The sequence below is a fragment of the Citrobacter sp. Cpo012 genome (assembly GCF_030333015.1).
Taxonomy (GTDB): Bacteria; Pseudomonadota; Gammaproteobacteria; order Enterobacterales; family Enterobacteriaceae; genus Citrobacter; species Citrobacter portucalensis.
This window is the reverse complement of record NZ_JAOWGR010000041.1, coordinates 416,582-439,113: the sequence shown is the minus strand read 5'-3', so window position 1 is coordinate 439,113 and position 22,532 is coordinate 416,582. Positions and strand designations below refer to the sequence as shown.

The following is a 22,532-nucleotide window of genomic DNA, read 5'->3' as shown; positions in this document are numbered from 1 at the left end:
GTTACAGCAGAGAAGCGACGCTTTCACGTACCTGGGCCGGCCATACGCCACACTGAACCTGACCAATGTGCGGTAATTGCAGCAACAGCATGGTCAGACGCGACTGCCCAATGCCGCCACCAATTGTCTGCGGCATTTCACCGCGCAGCAGCGCCTGGTGCCACTCCAGACTCAGGCGATCTTCATCACCGGTCAGAGACAGCTGGTGTTTCAGGGCGTCAGCATCCACACGGATCCCCATAGAAGACAGCTCAAACGCATCTTCCAGAACCGGGTTCCAGACCAGAATATCACCGTTCAGACCGGCATGACCCAGCTCGGACGCTGAACTCCAGTCATCATAATCGGGCGCACGTACGTCATGACGGTGACCGTCACTGAGCTTACCGCCGATCCCCACCAGGAATACCGCACCCAGCTCTTTAGCGATCGCACGTTCACGACCTTTTGCATCAAGATCCGGATAACGAGATAAAAGCTCCTGGCTATGAACAAAGTGGATCTGCTCTGGCAGGAACGGTGCCAGACCAAACTCTTTGCTAACCGCAGCTTCGGTGGCCTTAATTCCCGCCCAGATAGCCTCTACCGTGCTTTTCAGAGTGGAGAATTGACGCTCACCGTCGCCCATCACGCGCTCCCAGTCCCACTGGTCAACGTACACTGAGTGCAGCGGGGAGAGGCGATCTTCATCGGGACGCAGGGCTTTCATGTGCGTGTACAGCCCCTCGCCTGCGCTAAAGTCGTGTTGTCCTAACGTTTGACGCTTCCACTTCGCCAGTGAATGAACCACTTCGAATTGAGCGTCTGGCAATGCTTTAACCTTCACCTGCACCGCTTTTTCGCAGCCCGACAAGTTATCCTGCGTGCCATCTCCAACGCGGCTGAGGATCGGCGCCTGAACTTCGATCAGGCCTAAACGCTCTTCCAGCTGGCGAGAAAAATGAGATTTTACGAAGCTAATTTGACGTTGTTTGGCAATGTAAGCGGTTTTCATTATGTGTACTCCTGTGTCCTGTTGCCTATGATTAAGCAACAGAATGGAGGTAATATTCAATAATCAACAAACAAAAAGCCGACTTCGATTTTGATTCGTTAAAAATTACGTCTAAAATAGAGTGAATCATTAATCTACATAAGAAAAACCTATGGAAAATTATCAGATCGACAATCTGGACCGCGGCATTCTTGACGCCTTAATGGAAAATGCTCGTACCGCCTACGCAGAATTAGCCAAACAGTTCGGCGTCAGCCCAGGAACAATTCACGTTCGCGTAGAAAAGATGAAGCAGGCGGGGATTATTACCGGCGCGCGGATTGATGTTAGTCCCAAACAATTGGGTTATGACGTCGGCTGCTTTATCGGCATCATCCTGAAAAGTGCGAAAGACTATCCGTCAGCGCTGGCCAGACTGGAAAGCCTCGATGAAGTGACCGAAGCGTATTACACCACCGGGCACTACAGCATCTTTATTAAGGTGATGTGCAAGTCGATCGACGCATTGCAGCAGGTACTTATCAACAAGATCCAAACAATTGACGAAATTCAGTCCACGGAAACGCTGATCGTCCTGCAAAACCCGATCATGCGTACCATCAAGCCGTGATCGCTTTTTTTAATACCCTGGTTTTCCACAGGTAGATCCCAGCTCGCTCACAGCGTACAATACGCCCTCTTTATAAAGGTGGGCGATCATGGCAGACATCACTCTTATCAGCGGTAGTACGCTTGGCAGTGCGGAATATGTAGCAGAGCATCTGGCTGAAAAGCTGGACGACGCCGGTTTTTCCAGCGAAATACTGCATGGGCCAATGCTTGAAGAGGTTCCGACTGACGGGATCTGGCTGATTATCAGCTCCACGCACGGTGCGGGAGATATTCCTGACAACCTGCAGCCTTTATATGATGCGTTACGCGAGCAAAAGCCGGACCTGTCACAAGTGCGCTTTGGTGCAATCGGGATCGGCAGTCGTGAATATGACACCTTTTGCGGCGCAATCGACAAGCTGGAAGCCGAATTGAAGGCCTGTGGGGCAAAACAGATCGGCGAAACACTCAGGATCAACGTGCTGGAACATGAAATTCCGGAAGATCCGGCAGAAATTTGGCTGGGATCGTGGCATCCGTTGCTCAGAGATTTGTAAAGATCGTACTTTTTATGTGGATAACTCTGGTTAAAAGCTTGGATCAACCGGTAGTTATCCCAAGAACAACCGTTGTTCAGTTTTTGAGTTGTGTATAACCCTTCATTCTGATCCCAGCTTATACGGACCAGGATCACCGATCATTCACAGCTAATGATCCTCAGCAACCTGTTGATCTTACTTAAAGGATCGTCCTTATCCACAGAAAGGTGCGATCCTAATAATAGATCACAATAAAACAGATCTCTAAATAAAAAGATCTTCTTTTTAATACCCAGGATCCCAGGTCTTTCTCGATCGACTAAAGTTGAGTAGAATCCACGGCCCGGGCTTCAATCCATTTTCACACCGCGTTATGCGAGGCAATTACCATGTTTTATCAGGATCCTTTTGACGTCATCATCATTGGCGGGGGTCATGCAGGCACCGAGGCCGCAATGGCCGCGGCGCGAATGGGACAACAAACCCTGCTTTTGACACACAATATCGACACTCTGGGGCAGATGAGCTGCAACCCGGCGATTGGCGGTATTGGGAAGGGACACCTGGTAAAAGAAGTGGATGCGCTTGGTGGATTGATGGCAAAAGCGATCGACCATGCCGGTATTCAGTTTAGGATACTAAACGCAAGCAAAGGACCAGCCGTTCGCGCTACCCGAGCTCAGGCCGATCGTGTGCTCTATCGCCAGGCGGTACGCACTGCGCTGGAGAATCAACCTAACCTGATGATCTTCCAGCAGGCGGTTGAAGATCTGATTGTCGAAAACGATCGCGTTGTGGGAGCAGTAACCCAAATGGGACTGAAGTTCCGTGCCAAAGCGGTCGTATTAACCGTGGGGACTTTCCTCGACGGCAAAATTCATATTGGCCTGGATAACTACAGCGGTGGCCGCGCTGGCGATCCGCCGTCCATCCCGCTGTCACGCCGTCTGCGTGAACTGCCGCTGCGCGTCAGCCGCCTGAAAACCGGTACACCGCCGCGTATCGATGCGCGCACGATTGATTTCAGCGTGCTCGGCCAGCAAAACAGCGATAACCCGATGCCGGTCTTCTCATTCCTGGGCGATGCTTCTCAGCATCCGCGCCAGATGCCGTGTTACATCACGCATACCAATGAGAAAACCCATGACGTGATCCGCAACAACCTAGATCGTAGCCCAATGTACGCTGGCGTGATCGAAGGTATCGGCCCACGCTACTGCCCGTCGATCGAAGACAAAGTGATGCGCTTTGCCGATCGTAACCAGCATCAGATCTTCCTCGAACCGGAAGGACTGACCTCTAACGAAATTTACCCGAATGGCATCTCCACCAGCCTGCCGTTCGATGTGCAGATGCAAATTGTCCGCTCCATGCAGGGGATGGAAAATGCCAGAATCGTCCGCCCAGGCTACGCGATTGAGTATGATTTCTTCGATCCGCGTGACCTGAAACCTACTCTGGAAAGCAAATTCATCCAGGGTCTGTTCTTTGCGGGCCAGATTAACGGTACAACCGGTTATGAAGAAGCCGCTGCACAAGGCATGTTGGCAGGTCTGAACGCCGCACGTTTGTCTGCTGAAAAAGAGGGTTGGGCACCGCGTCGCGATCAGGCTTATCTTGGCGTGCTGGTGGACGACCTGTGTACGCTGGGTACCAAAGAACCGTACCGTATGTTCACATCTCGCGCTGAATATCGTCTGATGCTGCGTGAAGATAACGCCGACCTGCGTCTGACCGAAATTGGTCGTGAACTGGGTCTGGTGGACGATGAGCGCTGGGCTCGCTTCAACGAGAAACTGGAGCGTATCGAACAGGAACGCCAACGTCTTAAATCAACCTGGGTGAATCCGTTAGCGGAGTCCGCAGCAGAAGTGAATGCTCACCTGGCTACACCTCTGTCACGTGAAGCGAGCGGTGAAGATCTGCTGCGTCGCCCGGATATGACCTATGCTCAGTTGACCTCTTTATCTGCGTTCGCACCCGCGCTTGATGATGCTCAGGCCGCGGAACAGGTTGAGATTCAGGTGAAATATGAAGGATATATTGCCCGTCAGTTGGAAGAAATTGAAAGACAACAGCGCAATGAAAACACTCTGTTGCCTGCAACGCTGGATTATCGTCAGGTCTCTGGCTTGTCGAATGAAGTTATCGCTAAGCTGAACGATCACAAACCCGTCTCGATCGGTCAGGCATCGCGTATTTCCGGCATAACGCCTGCCGCCATCTCCATTCTGCTGGTATGGCTGAAAAAACAAGGTATGCTGCGCCGCAGCGCTTGATAACACTATTTTGGCGGGAGCGCTTCGCTTGCCCGCCGTACAAATTTGTAGGCCCGATAAGCGAAAGCGCATCGGGCATTTGATTATTAACAGGTAACGACCGTGCTCAACAAACTCTCTCGTCTGCTGGCTGATGCCGGTATTTCTCTTACCGATCACCAGAAAAATCAGCTGATTGCGTATGTCGATATGCTGCACAAATGGAACAAAGCCTACAACCTGACGTCGGTGCGGGATCCAAACGAAATGCTGGTACGCCATATTCTGGACAGCATTGTCGTTGCACCGTATCTGAAGGGGGAGCGTTTTATCGATGTAGGTACGGGACCGGGCCTGCCGGGAATTCCGCTTTCTATAGTGCGTCCAGAAGCGCATTTCACACTGCTCGATAGCCTGGGAAAACGCGTTCGTTTCTTGCGTCAGGTGCAGCATGAGCTTGCGCTTACTAACATCACTCCAGTGCAAAGCCGTGTTGAAGAATTTCCTTCAGAACCGCCGTTTGATGGGGTGATTAGCCGTGCTTTCGCTTCACTCAATGATATGGTGAGCTGGTGTCACCATTTGCCGGGCCAGAATGGGCGTTTTTATGCGCTAAAAGGGCAGTTGCCTGCAGATGAAATTGATTCGCTGCCAGCAGAATTCAGCGTCGAGTCCGTCGAAAAATTACGCGTTCCGCAGTTGGATGGTGAACGTCATTTGGTGGTTATTAAGCCAAACAAAATTTAATTTTTATCAAAAAAAATAGAGAAAAAACGACTTTTCAGGTGTTAAAAGTCATAGGTAATAGTGTGGTTAAATGTCGTTACATTTCACTAGTGCCTTACGGTTTTGCATCATAACTATAACGTACCGTTTTTTGTTAAAAGCGAAACAAGTCAGCTGTGAAAATATCAGTCTGCTAAAGATAGAACGTAAGAATCACCGTTCGTGTTAATTTTTTATTATAAATGTCAATGAGCGGTTTTTTTGTTGTTAGGCGTTGTTTTTGAAATAGTGGCTATTTTTACGCTTAAATATCAAAAAGATGAAAAGGCATCAATTGCCACGTAAATAAATTATGCGAAGGTGAATATGTTCAATATGTGATCTGGTGCACGCTTTGACGCCAGTGTTTTCGCGGCATTTGCAGTTTTGCATGATCGTTCACAGTTTGCCTAAAAGTAATAAATGTGGGGCAGCGAAAAATATTTAAACATTTATTCACTTTTTAGCTACTTATTGTTTGAAATCACGAAGGCGCACCGTATAATTTGTCCGCTTTTTGATGCTTGACTCTAAGCCATAAAGAACGTTTTATACGACACGCGGCATACCTCGAAGGGAGCAGGAGTAAAAACGTGATGTCTATGTCGCTCTTGAGTCGAAACGTTGCTCGTAAGCTTTTGCTCACACAGCTTCTGGTTGTAATAGCAAGTGGATTGCTGTTTAGCCTCAAAGACCCTTTCTGGGGCATCTCCGCGTTGTGTGGAGGATTGGCAGTGTTACTGCCTAATGTGTTGTTTATGATATTTGCCTGGCGTCACCAGGTACATACACCAGCGAAGGGCCGAGTAGCCTGGTCGTTCGCTTTCGGCGAAGCCTTCAAGGTATTAGCTATGCTGGTGTTGTTGGTGGTGGCGTTGGCTGTTTTGAAAGCGGTATTCATGCCGCTGATCGTTACGTGGGTTTTGGTGCTGGTGGTTCAGATACTGGCGCCGGCTGTAATTAACAACAAAGGGTAAAGGCATCATGGCTTCAGAAAATATGACGCCGCAGGATTACATAGGACACCATCTGAATAACCTTCAGTTGGACCTACGTACATTCTCGCTGGTGGATCCGCACAACCCCCCAGCCACCTTCTGGACGCTCAATATTGACTCCATTTTCTTCTCGGTGGTTCTGGGTCTGTTGTTCCTGCTTATGTTCCGTAGCGTAGCCAAAAAGGCGACCAGCGGCGTACCAGGTAAATTTCAGACCGCGATTGAGCTGGTAATCGGCTTTGTGCATGGTAGCGTGAAAGACATGTACCATGGCAAAAGCAAGCTGATTGCTCCGCTGGCCCTGACGATTTTCGTCTGGGTATTCCTGATGAACTTGATGGATTTGCTGCCTATCGACCTGCTGCCGTACATCGGTGAGCATATCTTTGGCCTACCGGCTCTGCGTGTGGTTCCGTCTGCTGACGTGAACATCACCCTGTCGATGGCGCTGGGCGTATTTATCCTCATTCTGTTCTACAGCATCAAAATGAAAGGCATCGGTGGCTTCGCGAAAGAGTTGACGCTGCAGCCGTTCAATCACTGGGCGTTCATCCCTGTCAACTTAATCCTTGAAGGGGTAAGCCTGCTGTCCAAACCAATCTCTCTTGGTCTGCGACTGTTCGGCAACATGTATGCCGGTGAGCTGATTTTCATTCTGATTGCTGGTCTGTTGCCGTGGTGGTCACAGTGGATTCTGAATGTGCCTTGGGCCATTTTCCACATACTGATTATCACGCTGCAAGCCTTCATATTTATGGTTCTGACGATTGTCTATCTGTCGATGGCATCTGAAGAGCATTAATTTACCAACACTACTACGTTTTAACTGAAACAAACTGGAGACTGTCATGGAAAACCTGAATATGGATCTGCTGTACATTGCTGCCGCTGTGATGATGGGTCTGGCGGCAATCGGTGCTGCGATCGGTATCGGCATCCTCGGGGGTAAATTCCTGGAAGGCGCAGCGCGTCAACCGGATCTGATTCCTCTGCTGCGTACTCAGTTCTTTATCGTTATGGGTCTGGTGGATGCAATCCCAATGATCGCTGTAGGTCTGGGTCTGTACGTGATGTTTGCTGTCGCGTAGTAAGCGTTGCTTGAATTAAGAGCAATATCAGAACGTTAACTAGATAGAGGCATTGTGCTGTGAATCTTAACGCAACAATCCTCGGCCAGGCCATCGCGTTTGTCCTGTTCGTTCTGTTCTGCATGAAGTACGTATGGCCGCCATTAATGGCTGCCATCGAAAAACGTCAAAAAGAAATTGCTGACGGCCTTGCTTCTGCAGAACGAGCACATAAGGATCTTGACCTTGCAAAGGCCAGCGCGACCGACCAGCTGAAAAAAGCGAAGGCGGAAGCTCAGGTAATCATCGAGCAGGCGAACAAACGCCGTGCTCAGATCCTGGACGAAGCTAAAACTGAAGCAGAGCAGGAACGTACTAAAATCGTGGCACAGGCGCAGGCGGAAATTGACGCCGAGCGTAAACGTGCTCGCGAAGAGCTGCGTAAGCAAGTTGCTATCCTGGCTGTTGCTGGCGCCGAGAAGATCATCGAACGTTCCGTGGATGAAGCTGCTAATAGCGACATCGTGGACAAACTTGTCGCTGAACTGTAAGGAGGGAGGGGCTGATGTCTGAATTTATTACGGTAGCTCGCCCCTACGCCAAAGCAGCTTTTGACTTTGCCGTTGAGCACCAAAGCATTGACCGTTGGCAGGATATGTTGACGTTCGCCGCTGAGGTGACAAAAAACGAACAAATGGCAGAGCTTCTCTCTGGCGCGCTGGCGCCGGAAACGCTCGCTGAGTCGTTTATCGCTGTGTGCGGTGAGCAGCTGGACGAAAGCGGCCAAAACCTGATTAGGGTTATGGCTGAAAATAACCGTCTGAATGCGCTCCCGGATGTTCTTGAGCAGTTTATTCACCTGCGTGCAGCCAGTGAGGCTATCTCTGAGGTAGAAGTCACTTCTGCCAATGCACTGAGTGATGAACAGCTTACGAAGATTAGTGCTGCGATGGAAAAACGTCTGTCACGCAAAGTTAAGCTGAATTGCAAAATCGATAAGTCTGTAATGGCAGGCGTAATCATCCGAGCGGGTGATATGGTCATTGATGGCAGCGTACGCGGCCGTCTTGAGCGCCTTGCAGACGTCTTGCAGTCTTAAGGGGACTGGAGCATGCAACTGAATTCCACCGAAATCAGCGAACTGATCAAGCAGCGCATTGCTCAGTTCAATGTTGTGAGCGAAGCTCACAACGAAGGTACTATTGTTTCTGTAAGTGACGGTGTTATCCGCATTCACGGCCTGGCCGATTGTATGCAGGGTGAGATGATTTCCCTGCCGGGTAACCGTTACGCTATCGCACTGAACCTGGAGCGCGACTCCGTAGGTGCTGTTGTGATGGGGCCATACGCTGACCTCGCCGAAGGCATGAAGGTTAAGTGTACGGGTCGTATTCTGGAAGTTCCGGTTGGCCGTGGCCTGCTGGGTCGTGTGGTGAACACTCTGGGTTCCCCGATTGACGGTAAAGGTCCGGTTGATAACGATGGCTTCTCGCCAATCGAAGTTATCGCACCAGGCGTAATCGAACGTCAGTCCGTCGATCAGCCAGTACAGACCGGTTATAAATCTGTTGATGCCATGATCCCAATCGGTCGTGGCCAGCGTGAGCTGATCATCGGTGACCGTCAGACAGGTAAAACTGCGATGGCAATCGATGCCATCATCAACCAGCGTGATTCCGGCATCAAATGTGTGTACGTGGCTATCGGCCAGAAAGCGTCCACCATTTCCAACGTGGTTCGTAAACTGGAAGAACACGGCGCACTGTCCAACACCATCGTTGTTGTGGCGACCGCGTCTGAATCTGCTGCACTGCAATACCTGGCACCATATGCCGGTTGCGCAATGGGCGAATACTTCCGTGACCGCGGTGAAGATGCACTGATCGTTTATGATGACCTGTCTAAACAGGCTGTTGCTTACCGTCAGGTTTCCCTGCTGCTGCGTCGTCCGCCAGGACGTGAAGCATTCCCGGGCGACGTATTTTACCTCCACTCCCGTCTGCTGGAACGCGCATCCCGCGTAAACGCGGAATACGTTGAGAAGTTCACCAATGGTGAAGTTAAAGGTAAAACCGGCTCCCTGACCGCTCTGCCGATTATCGAAACCCAGGCGGGTGACGTTTCTGCGTTCGTTCCGACTAACGTAATTTCCATTACCGATGGTCAGATCTTCCTGGAAACCAACCTGTTTAACTCCGGTATTCGTCCGGCAGTTAACCCGGGTATCTCCGTATCTCGTGTTGGTGGTGCAGCGCAGACCAAGATCATCAAGAAACTGTCCGGTGGTATTCGTACCGCTCTGGCACAGTATCGTGAACTGGCAGCGTTTTCTCAGTTCGCTTCCGACCTGGATGAAGCTACTCGTAAGCAGCTGAGCCATGGTCAGAAAGTAACTGAACTGCTGAAGCAGAAACAGTATGCGCCAATGTCTGTTGCACAGCAGGGTGTGGTGCTGTTTGCGGCTGAACGCGGTTACCTCGAAGATGTGGAACTGGCGAAAATCGGTAGCTTCGAAGCCGCTCTGCTGGCTTACGTTGACCGTGACCACGCTCCGCTGATGCAAGAGATCAACCAGTCCGGTGGCTATAACGATGAAATCGAAGGCAAGCTGAAAGCTATCCTCGATTCCTTCAAGGCAACCCAGTCCTGGTAACGTCTGGCGGTCTGCTTTAGGGCGGACCGCAAGGCATTGAGGAGAAGCTCATGGCCGGCGCAAAAGAGATACGTAGTAAGATCGCAAGCGTCCAGAACACGCAGAAGATCACTAAAGCGATGGAGATGGTCGCCGCTTCCAAAATGCGTAAATCGCAGGATCGCATGGCGGCCAGCCGTCCTTATGCAGAGACCATGCGCAAAGTGATTGGTCACCTTGCGAATGGTAATCTGGAATATAAGCACCCTTACCTGGAAGAACGCGACGTTAAACGCGTGGGCTACCTGGTGGTGTCGACCGACCGTGGTCTGTGCGGTGGCTTGAACATTAACCTGTTCAAAAAGCTGCTGGCGGATATGAAAACATGGTCCGATAAAGGCGTTCAGTGCGATATCGCAATGATTGGCTCTAAGGGCGTGTCTTTCTTTAACTCCGTTGGCGGAAACGTGATCGCTCAGGTAACCGGCATGGGGGATAACCCTTCCCTGTCCGAACTGATCGGTCCGGTTAAAGTGATGCTGCAGGCCTACGATGAAGGTCGTCTGGACAAACTGTACGTTGTCAGCAACAAATTTATTAACACCATGTCTCAGACGCCAACCATCACTCAACTGCTGCCTCTGCCGGCATCAGATGATGATGAATTGAAGCGTAAATCCTGGGATTACCTGTATGAGCCAGACCCGAAAGCGCTGCTGGATACCTTGCTGCGTCGTTATGTCGAGTCTCAGGTTTATCAGGGCGTGGTAGAAAACCTGGCCAGCGAGCAGGCCGCACGTATGGTGGCGATGAAAGCCGCGACCGACAATGGCGGCAGCCTGATTAAAGAGCTGCAGTTGGTATACAACAAAGCTCGTCAGGCCAGCATTACTCAGGAACTCACCGAAATCGTCGGTGGTGCATCCGCGGTATAACCAGGTTAATTCGTAGAGGATTCAAGATGGCTACTGGAAAAATTGTCCAGGTAATCGGCGCCGTGGTTGACGTCGAATTCCCTCAGGATGCCGTACCGCGCGTGTACGATGCTCTTGAGGTTATGAATGGTAAAGAGAGCCTGGTGCTGGAAGTTCAGCAGCAGCTCGGCGGCGGTATCGTACGTACCATCGCCATGGGTTCTTCCGACGGTCTGCGTCGTGGTCTGGAAGTTAAAGACCTCGAACACCCGATCGAAGTCCCGGTAGGTAAAGCAACCCTGGGTCGTATCATGAACGTCCTGGGTCACCCGATCGACATGAAAGGCGATATCGGTGAAGAAGAGCGTTGGGCTATCCACCGCGCAGCACCTTCCTACGAAGAGCTGTCCAGCTCTCAGGAACTGCTGGAAACCGGCATCAAAGTTATCGACCTGATGTGTCCGTTCGCTAAGGGCGGTAAAGTCGGTCTGTTCGGTGGTGCGGGTGTAGGTAAAACCGTAAACATGATGGAGCTGATCCGTAACATCGCGATCGAACACTCCGGTTACTCCGTGTTTGCGGGCGTAGGTGAACGTACTCGTGAGGGTAACGACTTCTACCACGAAATGACCGACTCCAACGTACTGGACAAAGTGTCCCTGGTATATGGCCAGATGAACGAGCCGCCGGGAAACCGTCTGCGCGTTGCACTGACCGGTCTGACCATGGCTGAGAAGTTCCGTGACGAAGGTCGTGACGTTCTTCTGTTCGTTGATAACATCTACCGTTACACCCTGGCCGGTACAGAAGTATCTGCACTGCTGGGTCGTATGCCATCAGCGGTAGGCTACCAGCCGACCCTGGCGGAAGAGATGGGTGTTCTTCAGGAACGTATCACCTCTACCAAAACCGGTTCTATCACCTCCGTTCAGGCGGTATACGTACCTGCGGATGACTTGACTGACCCGTCCCCAGCAACCACCTTTGCTCACTTGGATGCAACCGTGGTACTGAGCCGTCAGATCGCTTCTCTGGGTATCTACCCGGCAGTTGACCCGCTGGACTCCACCAGCCGTCAGTTGGATCCGCTGGTTGTTGGTCAGGAACACTACGACACCGCGCGTGGCGTACAGTCCCTGCTGCAGCGTTATCAGGAACTGAAAGACATCATCGCCATCCTGGGTATGGATGAACTGTCTGAAGAAGATAAACTGGTGGTAGCACGTGCGCGTAAGATCCAGCGCTTCCTGTCCCAGCCGTTCTTCGTTGCGGAAGTATTCACCGGTTCTCCGGGTAAATACGTTTCCCTGAAAGACACCATCCGTGGCTTTAAAGGCATCATGGAAGGCGAATACGACCACCTGCCAGAGCAGGCGTTCTACATGGTTGGTTCTATCGACGAAGCCGTGGAAAAAGCCAAAAAACTTTAACGCCTTAATCGGAGGGTGATATGGCAATGACTTACCACCTGGACGTCGTCAGCGCAGAGCAACAAATGTTCTCTGGTCTGGTCGAGAAAATCCAGGTAACGGGTAGTGAAGGTGAACTGGGTATTTTCCCGGGTCACGCCCCGCTGCTCACCGCCATTAAGCCTGGTATGATCCGCATCGTTAAACAGTTCGGTCATGAAGAGTTTATCTATCTGTCCGGCGGCATTCTCGAAGTGCAGCCTGGCAGCGTGACCGTACTGGCTGATACCGCGATTCGCGGACAGGATCTCGATGAAGCGAGAGCCCTGGAAGCGAAGCGTAAGGCTGAAGAGCACATTAAGAGCTCTCATGGTGACGTGGATTACGCTCAGGCATCTGCGGAACTGGCCAAAGCGATCGCGAAACTGCGCGTTATCGAGTTGACCAAAAAAGCGATGTAACACCGGCTTGAAAAGCACAAAGGCCAGTCTGGTTTCCAGGCTGGCTTTTTTTATGGCTTGGTTACAGGAAATATGTAAATAAAAAGCAGTTTTATTGTTTCGTGATTTAGATCATAAAAATATTGATTGGTTAAAAAATGAGGCGTAGACTCTTTTTTATGTGATGTATGTCACATAATGAACTCAGATAAAAAAAGAGATACCAACATGAAATTGATCAACAAAATCATCGCCCTGTTCAGCAATATGAGTTTTTAGTCTTTCCCCGCCAGCTCTGTGGCGCGAAGCTTAATGCGGTTTATCAGCTAGCGCCATCGTTATTAAATCCCCCTCCTTCGCTGTATCATTTGTTCTCTATCATTCCTCCCCTCAATTTTCCCAACCCATTTTTCTGCTTCTCACTGAATCACATAAATAAAATCGTTCTATGCTGATGTAATGCTTTATTCATGCGGTAAAAAAATAGCAAAAACATTAACCTAAGGCTTTAATAAGAGCAGACTCCAGGTTTTTGGGAGACAAAAGACGCAGATATAGACGAAAATAGTGAGTTATCAGATGGGGAATCACCCCTGTTGAACGTTTTATCTTCGGTCCATTTCACGCTGAAAAAAATGTAGTATTTTCAATGTGAAACGGTATAAATTCGTTCTCAAATTACAGTCAGGACGTGTATGTTGAATAATGCTATGAGCGTTGTGATCCTTGCCGCAGGCAAAGGCACGCGTATGTATTCCGAAATTCCTAAAGTGCTGCACACCCTCGCAGGAAAGCCGATGGTTCAGCATGTCATTGATGCAGCTAATGAATTAGGTGCGACTCATGTACACCTTGTCTACGGACACGGTGGCGATCTGCTTAAGCAAACGCTGAAAGATGGAAATCTGAATTGGGTTCTGCAGGCTGAGCAGTTGGGTACCGGCCATGCAATGCAGCAGGCGGCGCCATTCTTTAGTGATGACGAAGACATTTTAATGCTCTATGGCGATGTGCCGCTGATCTCTACCGATACCTTACGTCGCCTGCGTGAAGCTAAACCGCAGGGTGGTATCGGTTTGTTAACGGTAAAACTGGACGACCCATCCGGCTATGGGCGTATTACCCGTGATAACGGCAAAGTTACTGGCATTGTTGAGCATAAAGATGCAACCGACGAGCAGCGTCAAATCCAGGAAATCAACACTGGTATTCTGATTGCCAACGGCGCTGACATGAAGCGTTGGCTGTCTAAACTGACCAACAACAACGTGCAGGGTGAATACTACATCACCGATATCATCGCGATGGCGTATCAGGAAGGACGTGAAATTGCTGCGGTACATCCGGCACGAATCAGTGAAACGGAAGGGGTAAATAACCGCCTTCAGTTATCCCGTCTGGAACGTGTGTATCAGTCCGAGCAGGCAGAAAAACTGCTGCTGGCGGGCGTGATGCTGCGCGATCCTGCACGTTTTGATCTTCGCGGTACGCTGATTCACGGGCGCGATGTTGAAATTGATACTAACGTTATCATTGAAGGTAACGTAACCGTTGGAGATCGCGTCAAGATTGGTGCTGGCTGCATCATCAAAAACAGCGTGATTGGTGAGGGTTGTGAGCTTAGCCCGTATAGTGTGGTGGAAGATGCCCATCTGGAAGCCGCATGCACCATCGGTCCATTCGCGCGTCTGCGCCCGGGTGCTGAGCTGCAGGAAGGCGCACACGTGGGTAACTTCGTCGAAATGAAAAAAGCTCGTCTGGGTAAAGGCTCTAAAGCTGGTCATTTGACCTATCTGGGCGATGCGGAAATTGGCGATAACGTGAATATCGGCGCGGGTACGATCACCTGCAACTACGATGGTGCCAATAAGTTTAAAACCATTATTGGTGATGATGTGTTTGTGGGTTCTGATACTCAGCTGGTGGCACCTGTCACCGTGGGTAAAGGTGCGACGATTGCCGCAGGAACCACCGTAACGCGTAATGTCGCCGATAACGAATTGGTATTAAGCCGTGTACCTCAGGTCCATAAACAGGGCTGGCAGCGTCCGGTGAAGAAGAAGTAATTTATTTTTGCCGGATGGCGGCTTTGCCTTATCCGGCCTACGTGCGGTGACGTTCTGTAGGCCTGATAAGCGTGAGCGCCATCAGGCAGACAAGAGATGAGGGGATAATATAATCCTCCGCTCAACAAGCAGTACCTATAAAAATAACCCCACTCTCTACAAGGCTCGGGGCGCCCGAAATACGGGTATCAGGTTGACCGACAACGACAGGCTAATGCCTAAATTCGGAATCAAAAAATATGTGTGGAATTGTTGGCGCTATCGCGCAGCGTGATGTAGCTGAAATCCTTCTCGAAGGTTTACGTCGTCTGGAATATCGTGGTTATGACTCTGCTGGTCTGGCCGTTGTCGATGCTGAAGGCAACATGACCCGTCTGCGTCGTCTGGGTAAAGTGCAGATGCTGACTGCTGCTGCGGAAGAACATCCGCTGCATGGTGGTACTGGTATTGCTCACACCCGCTGGGCGACACACGGCGAACCTTCAGAAGCGAACGCGCATCCCCATGTTTCTGAACACATTGTTGTGGTGCATAACGGCATCATTGAAAACCATGAACCACTGCGTGAGCTGTTGAAAACGCGTGGCTACACCTTTGTTTCTGAAACCGACACCGAAGTGATTGCTCACCTGGTGCACTGGGAGCTGGAACAGGGTGGTACGTTACGTGAAGCCGTGCTGCGTACTATTCCGCAGCTGCGCGGTGCCTACGGCACGGTGATCATGGATACCCGTAACCCGGAAACCCTGCTGGCGGCCCGTTCTGGCAGCCCGCTGGTGATTGGTCTGGGTATGGGTGAGAACTTTATCGCTTCCGATCAGCTGGCACTGCTGCCGGTAACCCGTCGCTTCATCTTCCTGGAAGAGGGCGACATCGCGGAAGTAACCCGTCGTTCGGTCTCTATTTTCGACAAGTCTGGCGCGGAAGTGAAACGTCAGGATATCGAATCTAATCTGCAATACGATGCGGGCGAAAAAGGTATTTATCGCCACTACATGCAGAAAGAGATCTACGAACAGCCGAACGCAATTAAAAACACGCTGACCGGCCGTATCAGCCACGGTGAAGTGGATTTAAGCGAGCTGGGTTCGCATGCCAACGAGCTGCTGTCTCAGGTTGAGCATATCCAGATTATCGCCTGCGGTACGTCGTACAACTCCGGTATGGTGTCCCGCTACTGGTTTGAATCGCTGGCTGGCATTCCTTGTGATGTCGAAATTGCTTCCGAATTCCGCTATCGCAAATCCGCCGTGCGTCGTAACAGCCTGATGATCACCCTTTCCCAGTCTGGTGAAACGGCAGATACCCTGGCGGGTCTGCGCCTATCCAAAGAGTTGGGCTATCTGGGTTCGCTGGCTATTTGTAACGTACCGGGCTCTTCTCTGGTGCGCGAATCCGACCTGGCGATGATGACCAATGCCGGTACCGAAATCGGCGTGGCCTCCACGAAAGCATTTACCACTCAGCTGACCGTTCTGCTGATGCTGGTGGCGAAACTGTCTCGTCTGAAAGGCCTGGATGTGGCTATTGAGCAGGAAATCGTTCACGGTCTGCAGGCGCTGCCGAGCCGTATTGAGCAGATGCTGTCTCAGGACAAACGCATTGCCGCTCTGGCTGAAGGATTCTCTGATAAACACCATGCGCTGTTCCTGGGCCGCGGCGATCAGTACCCGATTGCGCTGGAAGGTGCGCTGAAGCTGAAAGAGATCTCTTATATTCATGCTGAAGCTTATGCCGCAGGCGAACTGAAACACGGTCCGCTGGCGCTGATTGATGCCGATATGCCGGTTATCGTGGTTGCGCCGAACAACGAACTGCTGGAAAAACTGAAGTCCAACATTGAAGAAGTTCGCGCCCGTGGCGGTCAGCTGTACGTCTTTGCTGACCAGGATGCTGGCTTTACCAGCAGCGAAAACATGCACATCATTGAGATGCCGCATGTGGAAGAGGTGATTGCACCGATCTTCTATACCGTTCCGCTGCAGTTGCTGGCGTATCATGTGGCACTGATTAAAGGCACCGACGTGGATCAGCCGCGTAATCTGGCGAAGTCGGTTACCGTAGAGTAATCCGTACCTAACTGAACTGAAAATGCCCTGCTTTAAGCGGGGCATTTTTTTAAACTTGTTCTGTTTTTAATCAATTATCCCGCCTGTTTTATGTGACAAACCGTCATCTTCAGCTACTGTTTGCAGTGTCATAAAAAGAAAATTTTAGCGAAATGTTATTGTCATGGTAATAGATAACATTTTGTTTTAAATGAATTTTTAGATAAATAACTTCCCGTATTTTTCATTGTCATAAAACTGTCATATTTCGTACATTTAACTGTCACCTGTTTGTCCTATTTTGCTCACAGTAGCAACTCAAACAACGATTTACGAAAACCGTGCAGGAGACATTATGAAAGTTATGCGTACCACTGTCGCAACTGTTGTCGCCGCGACCTTATCCATGAGCGCGTTCTCTGCGTTTGCAGCAGCGAGCCTGACAGGTGCAGGTGCAACCTTCCCTGCGCCAGTGTATGCCAAATGGGCAGATACCTATCAGAAAGAGACCGGTAGCAAAGTAAACTACCAGGGTATCGGCTCCTCCGGTGGCGTAAAACAAATTACGGCCAATACCGTTGATTTCGGCGCTTCTGATGCCCCGCTGTCTGACGAGAAACTGGCACAAGAAGGCCTGTTCCAGTTCCCGACCGTTATCGGCGGTGTGGTGCTGGCGGTGAATATCCCTGGACTGAAATCCGGCGAGCTGGTGCTTGACGGTAAAACGCTGGGCGACATCTACCTCGGTAAAATTAAGAAGTGGGATGACGAAGCCATCACCAAACTGAACCCGGGTCTGAAGCTGCCTTCGCAGAATATCGCTGTTGTGCGCCGCGCTGATGGTTCCGGTACTTCCTTCGTCTTCACTAGCTACCTGGCGAAAGTGAACGAAGAGTGGAAATCTAAAATCGGTTCTGGCTCTACCGTAAACTGGCCGACCGGTCTGGGCGGTAAAGGTAACGACGGTATCGCCGCGTTCGTACAGCGTCTGCCGGGTTCTATCGGTTACGTTGAGTACGCTTACGCTAAGCAGAACAACCTGGCGTACACCAAGCTGGTCTCTGCTGATGGTAAACCGGTAAGCCCGACCGAAGAAAACTTTGCCAACGCCGCTAAAGGCGCTGACTGGAGCAAAACCTTCGCTCAGGATCTGACTAACCAGAAAGGTGACGATGCGTGGCCAATCACTTCCACCACCTTCATCCTGGTCCATAAAGAGCAGAAGAAGCCTGAGCAGGGCGTTGAAGTGCTGAAATTCTTCGACTGGGCATACAAAAATGGTGGCAAACAGGCTAATGACCTGGATTACGCCAGCCTGCCGGATAGCGTGGTTGAGCAGATTCGTGCTGCATGGAAGACCAACGTGAAAGACAGCAGCGGTAAAGCGCTGTACTAATAGAATATCTTTAACGAGTTGGCGGATGGCGCTACGCTTATCCGCCCTACAGTTCCGACTGTAGGCCCAATTTGTAGGCCGGATAAGCGTAGCGCCATCCGGCAGGGCAATTTCGTAAACGCGTTTAACTTAAAGAGTGATTTATGGCTGCAACCAAGCCTGCTTTTAACCCACCGGGTAAAAAGGGTGACATGATATTCAGCGCGCTGGTAAAACTGGCTGCGCTGATTGTGCTATTGATGTTGGGTGGCATTATTGTCTCTCTGGTTATCTCCTCCTGGCCAAGCATACAGAAATTTGGTTTCTCCTTTTTGTGGACCAAAGACTGGGATGCGCCGAACGATATCTACGGCGCGCTGGTACCGATTTACGGTACGCTGGTCACCTCGTTTATTGCATTGCTGATTGCCGTTCCGGTGAGTTTCGGCATTGCGCTGTTCCTGACTGAACTTGCACCCGGTTGGCTGCGTCGTCCGCTGGGTATCGCTATTGAACTGCTGGCAGCAATTCCGAGTATCGTATACGGCATGTGGGGCCTGTTTATCTTTGCCCCGCTGTTTGCGACGTACTTCCAGGAGCCGGTCGGAAACATCCTTTCCAACATTCCGTTTGTTGGTGCACTGTTCGCTGGCCCGGCGTTTGGTATCGGTATTCTGGCGGCTGGTGTGATCCTCGCTATCATGATCATTCCGTACATTGCTGCGGTTATGCGTGATGTGTTCGAACAAACGCCGGTGCTTATGAAAGAGTCAGCCTACGGCATCGGCTGTACCACCTGGGAAGTTATCTGGCGTATCGTCCTGCCGTTCACCAAAAATGGTGTGATCGGCGGTGTGATGCTGGGTCTGGGCCGCGCGCTGGGTGAAACCATGGCGGTCACCTTTATCATTGGTAACACCTACCAGCTCGATAGTGCCTCGCTGTACATGCCGGGCAACAGTATTACCTCTGCGCTGGCGAATGAATTTGCCGAAGCGGAATCTGGCCTGCACGTTGCTGCGTTGATGGAACTGGGTCTGATTCTGTTTGTGATCACCTTCATCGTACTGGCGGCGTCTAAGTTCATGATCATGCGCCTTGCGAAGAACGAGGGGGCACGCTAATGGCTACGCTTGAAATGCAAAACACCACTGCGCTGGCGGAGTCCCGCCGTAAAATGCAGGCACGTCGCCGTCTGAAGAACCGCATCGCGCTGACGCTCTCTATGGCGACCATGGCGTTCGGTCTGTTCTGGCTCATTTGGATCCTGATGTCCACGATCACCCGTGGTATTGACGGTATGTCGCTGGCGCTGTTCACCGAAATGACGCCTCCGCCGAATACAGCGGGTGGTGGTCTGGCGAACGCCCTGGCCGGTAGCGGACTGTTAATTCTGTGGGCGACCGTGTTTGGTACACCGCTTGGCATTATGGCGGGTATCTACCTGGCAGAGTACGGACGTAAGTCCTGGCTGGCTGAGGTTATCCGCTTTATCAATGACATTCTGCTGTCTGCGCCATCAATCGTGGTCGGTCTGTTCGTTTACACCATTGTGGTAGCAAAAATGGAACACTTCTCTGGCTGGGCGGGCGTTATCGCGCTGGCGCTGCTGCAGGTGCCCATTGTTATTCGTACCACGGAGAACATGCTCAAGCTGGTGCCGGATAGCCTGCGTGAAGCTGCCTATGCACTGGGTACGCCGAAATGGAAGATGATTTCTGCAATCACCCTGAAGGCGTCTGTCTCGGGGATCATTACAGGCGTTCTGCTAGCGATTGCTCGTATCGCAGGTGAAACGGCTCCGCTGCTGTTTACGTCGCTCTCCAATCAGTTCTGGAGCACCGACATGATGCAGCCTATCGCCAACCTGCCGGTCACTATCTTTAAGTTTGCGATGAGCCCGTTTGCTGAGTGGCAGCAACTGGCCTGGGCCGGGGTACTGATTATTACCCTGTGCGTACTGCTGCTGAACATTCTGGCGCGCGTCATTTTCGCGAAGAAGAAACACGGTTAATTTTTACGGCGTGGCTGATGCGGCGCCGGATGAGGAAGAGATTGAAATGAGTATGGTTGATACTGCCCCAGGTAAGATTCAGGTTCGTGATTTGAACTTCTACTATGGCAAATTCCATGCCCTGAAGAACATCAACCTGGATATTGCTAAAAACCAGGTAACGGCGTTTATCGGGCCGTCAGGCTGTGGTAAATCAACGCTGCTGCGTACGTTCAACAAAATGTTTGAACTGTACCCGGAGCAGCGTGCGGAAGGTGAAATCCTGCTGGATGGCGACAATATTCTCACCAATACCCAGGATATCGCTCTGCTGCGTGCCAAAGTGGGCATGGTATTCCAGAAGCCGACGCCGTTCCCGATGTCCATCTACGACAACATTGCTTTTGGCGTACGTCTGTTTGAGAAACTCTCGCGTGCGGATATGGACGAGCGTGTGCAGTGGGCATTGACCAAGGCCGCATTGTGGAACGAAACCAAAGATAAATTACACCAGAGCGGGTACTCTCTCTCGGGTGGTCAGCAGCAGCGTCTGTGTATTGCGCGTGGTATCGCCATTCGCCCGGAAGTGCTTCTGCTTGATGAGCCATGTTCAGCGCTCGACCCTATTTCTACCGGGCGTATCGAAGAGCTGATCACTGAGCTGAAAGAGGATTACACCGTCGTTATCGTTACCCACAACATGCAGCAGGCTGCGCGTTGTTCCGATCACACGGCATTTATGTACCTGGGCGAGTTGATTGAGTTCAGCAACACGGACGATCTGTTCACCAAGCCCGCGAAGAAACAAACTGAAGATTACATCACCGGTCGTTACGGCTGATTCAGGAGCTTGTTGTGGATAACCTTAACCTTAATAAACATATTTCCGGCCAGTTCAATGCAGAGCTGGAAAGCATCCGTACCCAGGTGATGACCATGGGCGGCATGGTCGAGCAGCAGCTTTCTGATGCAATCACGGCGATGCACAACCAGGACAGCGAGCTGGCAAAACGCGTCATTGAAGGCGATAAGAACGTCAACATGATGGAAGTGGCGATCGACGAAGCCTGCGTGCGTATCATCGCCAAGCGTCAACCGACAGCGAGCGACCTGCGTCTGGTGATGGCGATTATCAAAACCATCGCTGAGCTGGAACGTATTGGCGACGTGGCGGACAAAATTTGCCGTACCGCGCTGGAGAAGTTCTCGCAACAGCACCAGCCGCTGCTGGTAAGCCTGGAATCACTGGGCCGCCACACCGTACAAATGCTGCATGACGTGCTGGATGCGTTTGCGCGTATGGATCTGGACGAAGCAGTGCGTATTTATCGCGAAGATAAGAAAGTTGACCAGGAATATGAAGGCATCGTGCGTCAGCTGATGACTTATATGATGGAAGACCCACGTACCATTCCAAGCGTGCTGACCGCGCTGTTCTGCGCACGTTCCATCGAACGTATCGGTGACCGCTGCCAGAATATCTGCGAATACATCTTCTACTTCGTGAAGGGACAAGACTTCCGTCACGTGGGCGGGGATGAGCTGGATAAGCTGCTGGCGGGCAAAGATCCGAAGGAATAAGCAGTTTGTTGCGTTCGCCGGGATCCCCCGGCGTCGCTATTGTAGGCCGGATAAGGTGTTACGCCGCATCCGGCATTCTGCGCCATTCGCCTGATGGCGCTTTGCTTATCGGGCCTACTGTTTATTCGACGATATTCCAACCCCGCGCTTTCCACAATTCCGGCAACTGTGCCAGATCGGTAAACGTCGTCACTTTTGGATGATCGATCGGTTTGTTATGCGGATCGGCGCAGAAGTAGAACACTTCCATCCCGGCGGCAATCCCCGCCTGCGCACCTGCGCTGGAATCATCAACCAGAATGCAGTTCTCAACATTAACATCCATCGCTTTCGCCGCATGGAACATCAGGGCCGGATCGGGCTTCCAACGCTGAATATCGTAGCCGCTGAACAGTAAATCAGGGAAATGGTGCAACATGCCCAGCTTACCCAGCGAATGCTGCATTTTGCTGACCGGACCGTTAGAGACCACACACATTGGTACGGCTATGCTGTCCAGTAGCGCATTGGCACCGGCAATCACCTCCAGTTCCGTATCGAACAGACGTGCGACCTCAGCGCGGTAAACCGGTTCTAAATCGGCTTTTGCCAGTTCGACACCGTGCTCTTCGTTGATAATGTCGATGATCTCGTACAGCTTTACCCCCTTGAAGCGTTTGAAAATTTCTTCAAGATCGAGCGTAATGCCAAACGCCTGGAACATGCTGACATACGCGCGAGAACAAATCACTTCACTGTCGACAAGGGTACCGTCACAGTCAAAAAATACGGCTTCTATCTGGGACATGTCATTTCCGTTTTAACAAGTTTAACGTTTTCGTAATGCATTATTGGGCGACGCAATCGTTGCCGTATAAGCAAA

At 51.1% G+C, this 22,532-nt stretch carries 22 protein-coding genes; 20 read left to right on the top strand and 2 right to left on the bottom strand.

What is annotated here, in order from left to right; all coding sequences use genetic code 11:
- Position 1: 1 nt before the first annotated feature.
- A complete protein-coding gene (gene asnA, locus OGX90_RS18240) occupies positions 2-994 on the bottom strand; it encodes an aspartate--ammonia ligase (protein ID WP_003827009.1) in 993 nt (330 codons plus the stop codon).
- A 151-nt stretch (positions 995-1,145) separates the two neighbouring features.
- Between asnA and asnC the strand changes: the two genes are divergently transcribed.
- The 20 genes from asnC (at position 1,146) to phoU (ending at position 21,670) form a co-directional block, all read left to right on the top strand.
- Positions 1,146-1,604, top strand: coding sequence for a transcriptional regulator AsnC (gene asnC, locus OGX90_RS18235; protein WP_003023780.1), 459 nt, complete (start codon positions 1,146-1,148; stop codon positions 1,602-1,604).
- An 88-nt stretch (positions 1,605-1,692) separates the two neighbouring features.
- Positions 1,693-2,142, top strand: a complete 450-nt coding sequence (gene mioC / locus OGX90_RS18230) for an FMN-binding protein MioC (RefSeq protein WP_003827013.1) — start codon at positions 1,693-1,695, stop codon at positions 2,140-2,142.
- Positions 2,143-2,513: 371 nt separating this feature from the next.
- Positions 2,514-4,403, top strand: coding sequence for a tRNA uridine-5-carboxymethylaminomethyl(34) synthesis enzyme MnmG (gene mnmG, locus OGX90_RS18225; RefSeq protein WP_003827014.1), 1,890 nt, complete (start codon positions 2,514-2,516; stop codon positions 4,401-4,403).
- Between the two features lie 102 nt (positions 4,404-4,505).
- Positions 4,506-5,129 (top strand): 16S rRNA (guanine(527)-N(7))-methyltransferase RsmG, encoded by a 624-nt coding sequence (gene rsmG / locus OGX90_RS18220; protein ID WP_003827017.1) that lies wholly within the window; start codon positions 4,506-4,508, stop codon positions 5,127-5,129.
- A gap of 614 nt (positions 5,130-5,743) precedes the next feature.
- The gene (gene atpI / locus OGX90_RS18215; RefSeq protein WP_003827019.1) at positions 5,744-6,124 is read left to right on the top strand and encodes a F0F1 ATP synthase subunit I; all 381 of its coding nucleotides are present in this window, start codon (positions 5,744-5,746) and stop codon (positions 6,122-6,124) included.
- Between the two features lie 7 nt (positions 6,125-6,131).
- Positions 6,132-6,947 (top strand): F0F1 ATP synthase subunit A, encoded by an 816-nt coding sequence (atpB, locus tag OGX90_RS18210; protein WP_003023792.1) that lies wholly within the window; start codon positions 6,132-6,134, stop codon positions 6,945-6,947.
- A gap of 46 nt (positions 6,948-6,993) precedes the next feature.
- Positions 6,994-7,233 carry a F0F1 ATP synthase subunit C gene (atpE, locus tag OGX90_RS18205; RefSeq protein ID WP_003023794.1) on the top strand — a complete coding sequence of 80 codons (240 nt, stop codon included), beginning with the start codon at positions 6,994-6,996 and terminating at the stop codon, positions 7,231-7,233.
- Positions 7,234-7,292: 59 nt separating this feature from the next.
- Positions 7,293-7,763 carry a F0F1 ATP synthase subunit B gene (gene atpF, locus OGX90_RS18200; protein ID WP_003827022.1) on the top strand — a complete coding sequence of 157 codons (471 nt, stop codon included), beginning with the start codon at positions 7,293-7,295 and terminating at the stop codon, positions 7,761-7,763.
- A 14-nt stretch (positions 7,764-7,777) separates the two neighbouring features.
- Positions 7,778-8,311: a F0F1 ATP synthase subunit delta gene (atpH, locus tag OGX90_RS18195; protein WP_003827024.1), complete on the top strand. Its 534-nt coding sequence runs from the start codon at positions 7,778-7,780 to the stop codon at positions 8,309-8,311.
- 12 nt (positions 8,312-8,323) lie between these two features.
- Positions 8,324-9,865 (top strand): F0F1 ATP synthase subunit alpha, encoded by a 1,542-nt coding sequence (gene atpA / locus OGX90_RS18190; RefSeq protein WP_003023802.1) that lies wholly within the window; start codon positions 8,324-8,326, stop codon positions 9,863-9,865.
- Between the two features lie 50 nt (positions 9,866-9,915).
- Positions 9,916-10,779: a F0F1 ATP synthase subunit gamma gene (atpG, locus tag OGX90_RS18185; RefSeq protein ID WP_006687765.1), complete on the top strand. Its 864-nt coding sequence runs from the start codon at positions 9,916-9,918 to the stop codon at positions 10,777-10,779.
- A gap of 26 nt (positions 10,780-10,805) precedes the next feature.
- Entirely contained in the window at positions 10,806-12,188 is a 1,383-nt protein-coding gene (gene atpD, locus OGX90_RS18180) for a F0F1 ATP synthase subunit beta (RefSeq protein WP_003023806.1), read from the top strand.
- A gap of 20 nt (positions 12,189-12,208) precedes the next feature.
- Entirely contained in the window at positions 12,209-12,628 is a 420-nt protein-coding gene (locus OGX90_RS18175) for a F0F1 ATP synthase subunit epsilon (RefSeq protein ID WP_003023809.1), read from the top strand.
- A gap of 674 nt (positions 12,629-13,302) precedes the next feature.
- Positions 13,303-14,673 (top strand): bifunctional UDP-N-acetylglucosamine diphosphorylase/glucosamine-1-phosphate N-acetyltransferase GlmU, encoded by a 1,371-nt coding sequence (glmU, locus tag OGX90_RS18170; protein ID WP_286624435.1) that lies wholly within the window; start codon positions 13,303-13,305, stop codon positions 14,671-14,673.
- 239 nt (positions 14,674-14,912) lie between these two features.
- Positions 14,913-16,742: a glutamine--fructose-6-phosphate transaminase (isomerizing) gene (glmS, locus tag OGX90_RS18165; RefSeq protein WP_003827031.1), complete on the top strand. Its 1,830-nt coding sequence runs from the start codon at positions 14,913-14,915 to the stop codon at positions 16,740-16,742.
- 334 nt (positions 16,743-17,076) lie between these two features.
- Complete coding sequence (pstS, locus tag OGX90_RS18160; RefSeq protein ID WP_003827033.1) at positions 17,077-18,117, top strand: phosphate ABC transporter substrate-binding protein PstS; 1,041 nt, start codon at positions 17,077-17,079, stop codon at positions 18,115-18,117.
- Between the two features lie 143 nt (positions 18,118-18,260).
- Positions 18,261-19,220, top strand: coding sequence for a phosphate ABC transporter permease PstC (gene pstC / locus OGX90_RS18155; protein ID WP_008786549.1), 960 nt, complete (start codon positions 18,261-18,263; stop codon positions 19,218-19,220).
- A complete protein-coding gene (gene pstA, locus OGX90_RS18150) occupies positions 19,220-20,110 on the top strand; it encodes a phosphate ABC transporter permease PstA (protein ID WP_003827037.1) in 891 nt (296 codons plus the stop codon). The genes pstC and pstA overlap by 1 nt, the downstream gene beginning before the upstream one ends.
- A 46-nt stretch (positions 20,111-20,156) precedes the next feature.
- Positions 20,157-20,930: a phosphate ABC transporter ATP-binding protein PstB gene (gene pstB / locus OGX90_RS18145; RefSeq protein WP_003023821.1), complete on the top strand. Its 774-nt coding sequence runs from the start codon at positions 20,157-20,159 to the stop codon at positions 20,928-20,930.
- Positions 20,931-20,944: 14 nt separating this feature from the next.
- Complete coding sequence (phoU, locus tag OGX90_RS18140; RefSeq protein WP_003023824.1) at positions 20,945-21,670, top strand: phosphate signaling complex protein PhoU; 726 nt, start codon at positions 20,945-20,947, stop codon at positions 21,668-21,670.
- A 121-nt stretch (positions 21,671-21,791) separates the two neighbouring features.
- Here phoU and yieH read toward each other — a convergent pair whose 3' ends face one another.
- The gene (yieH, locus tag OGX90_RS18135; protein ID WP_284878891.1) at positions 21,792-22,457 is read right to left on the bottom strand and encodes a 6-phosphogluconate phosphatase; all 666 of its coding nucleotides are present in this window, start codon (positions 22,455-22,457) and stop codon (positions 21,792-21,794) included.
- Positions 22,458-22,532: the final 75 nt, after the last annotated feature.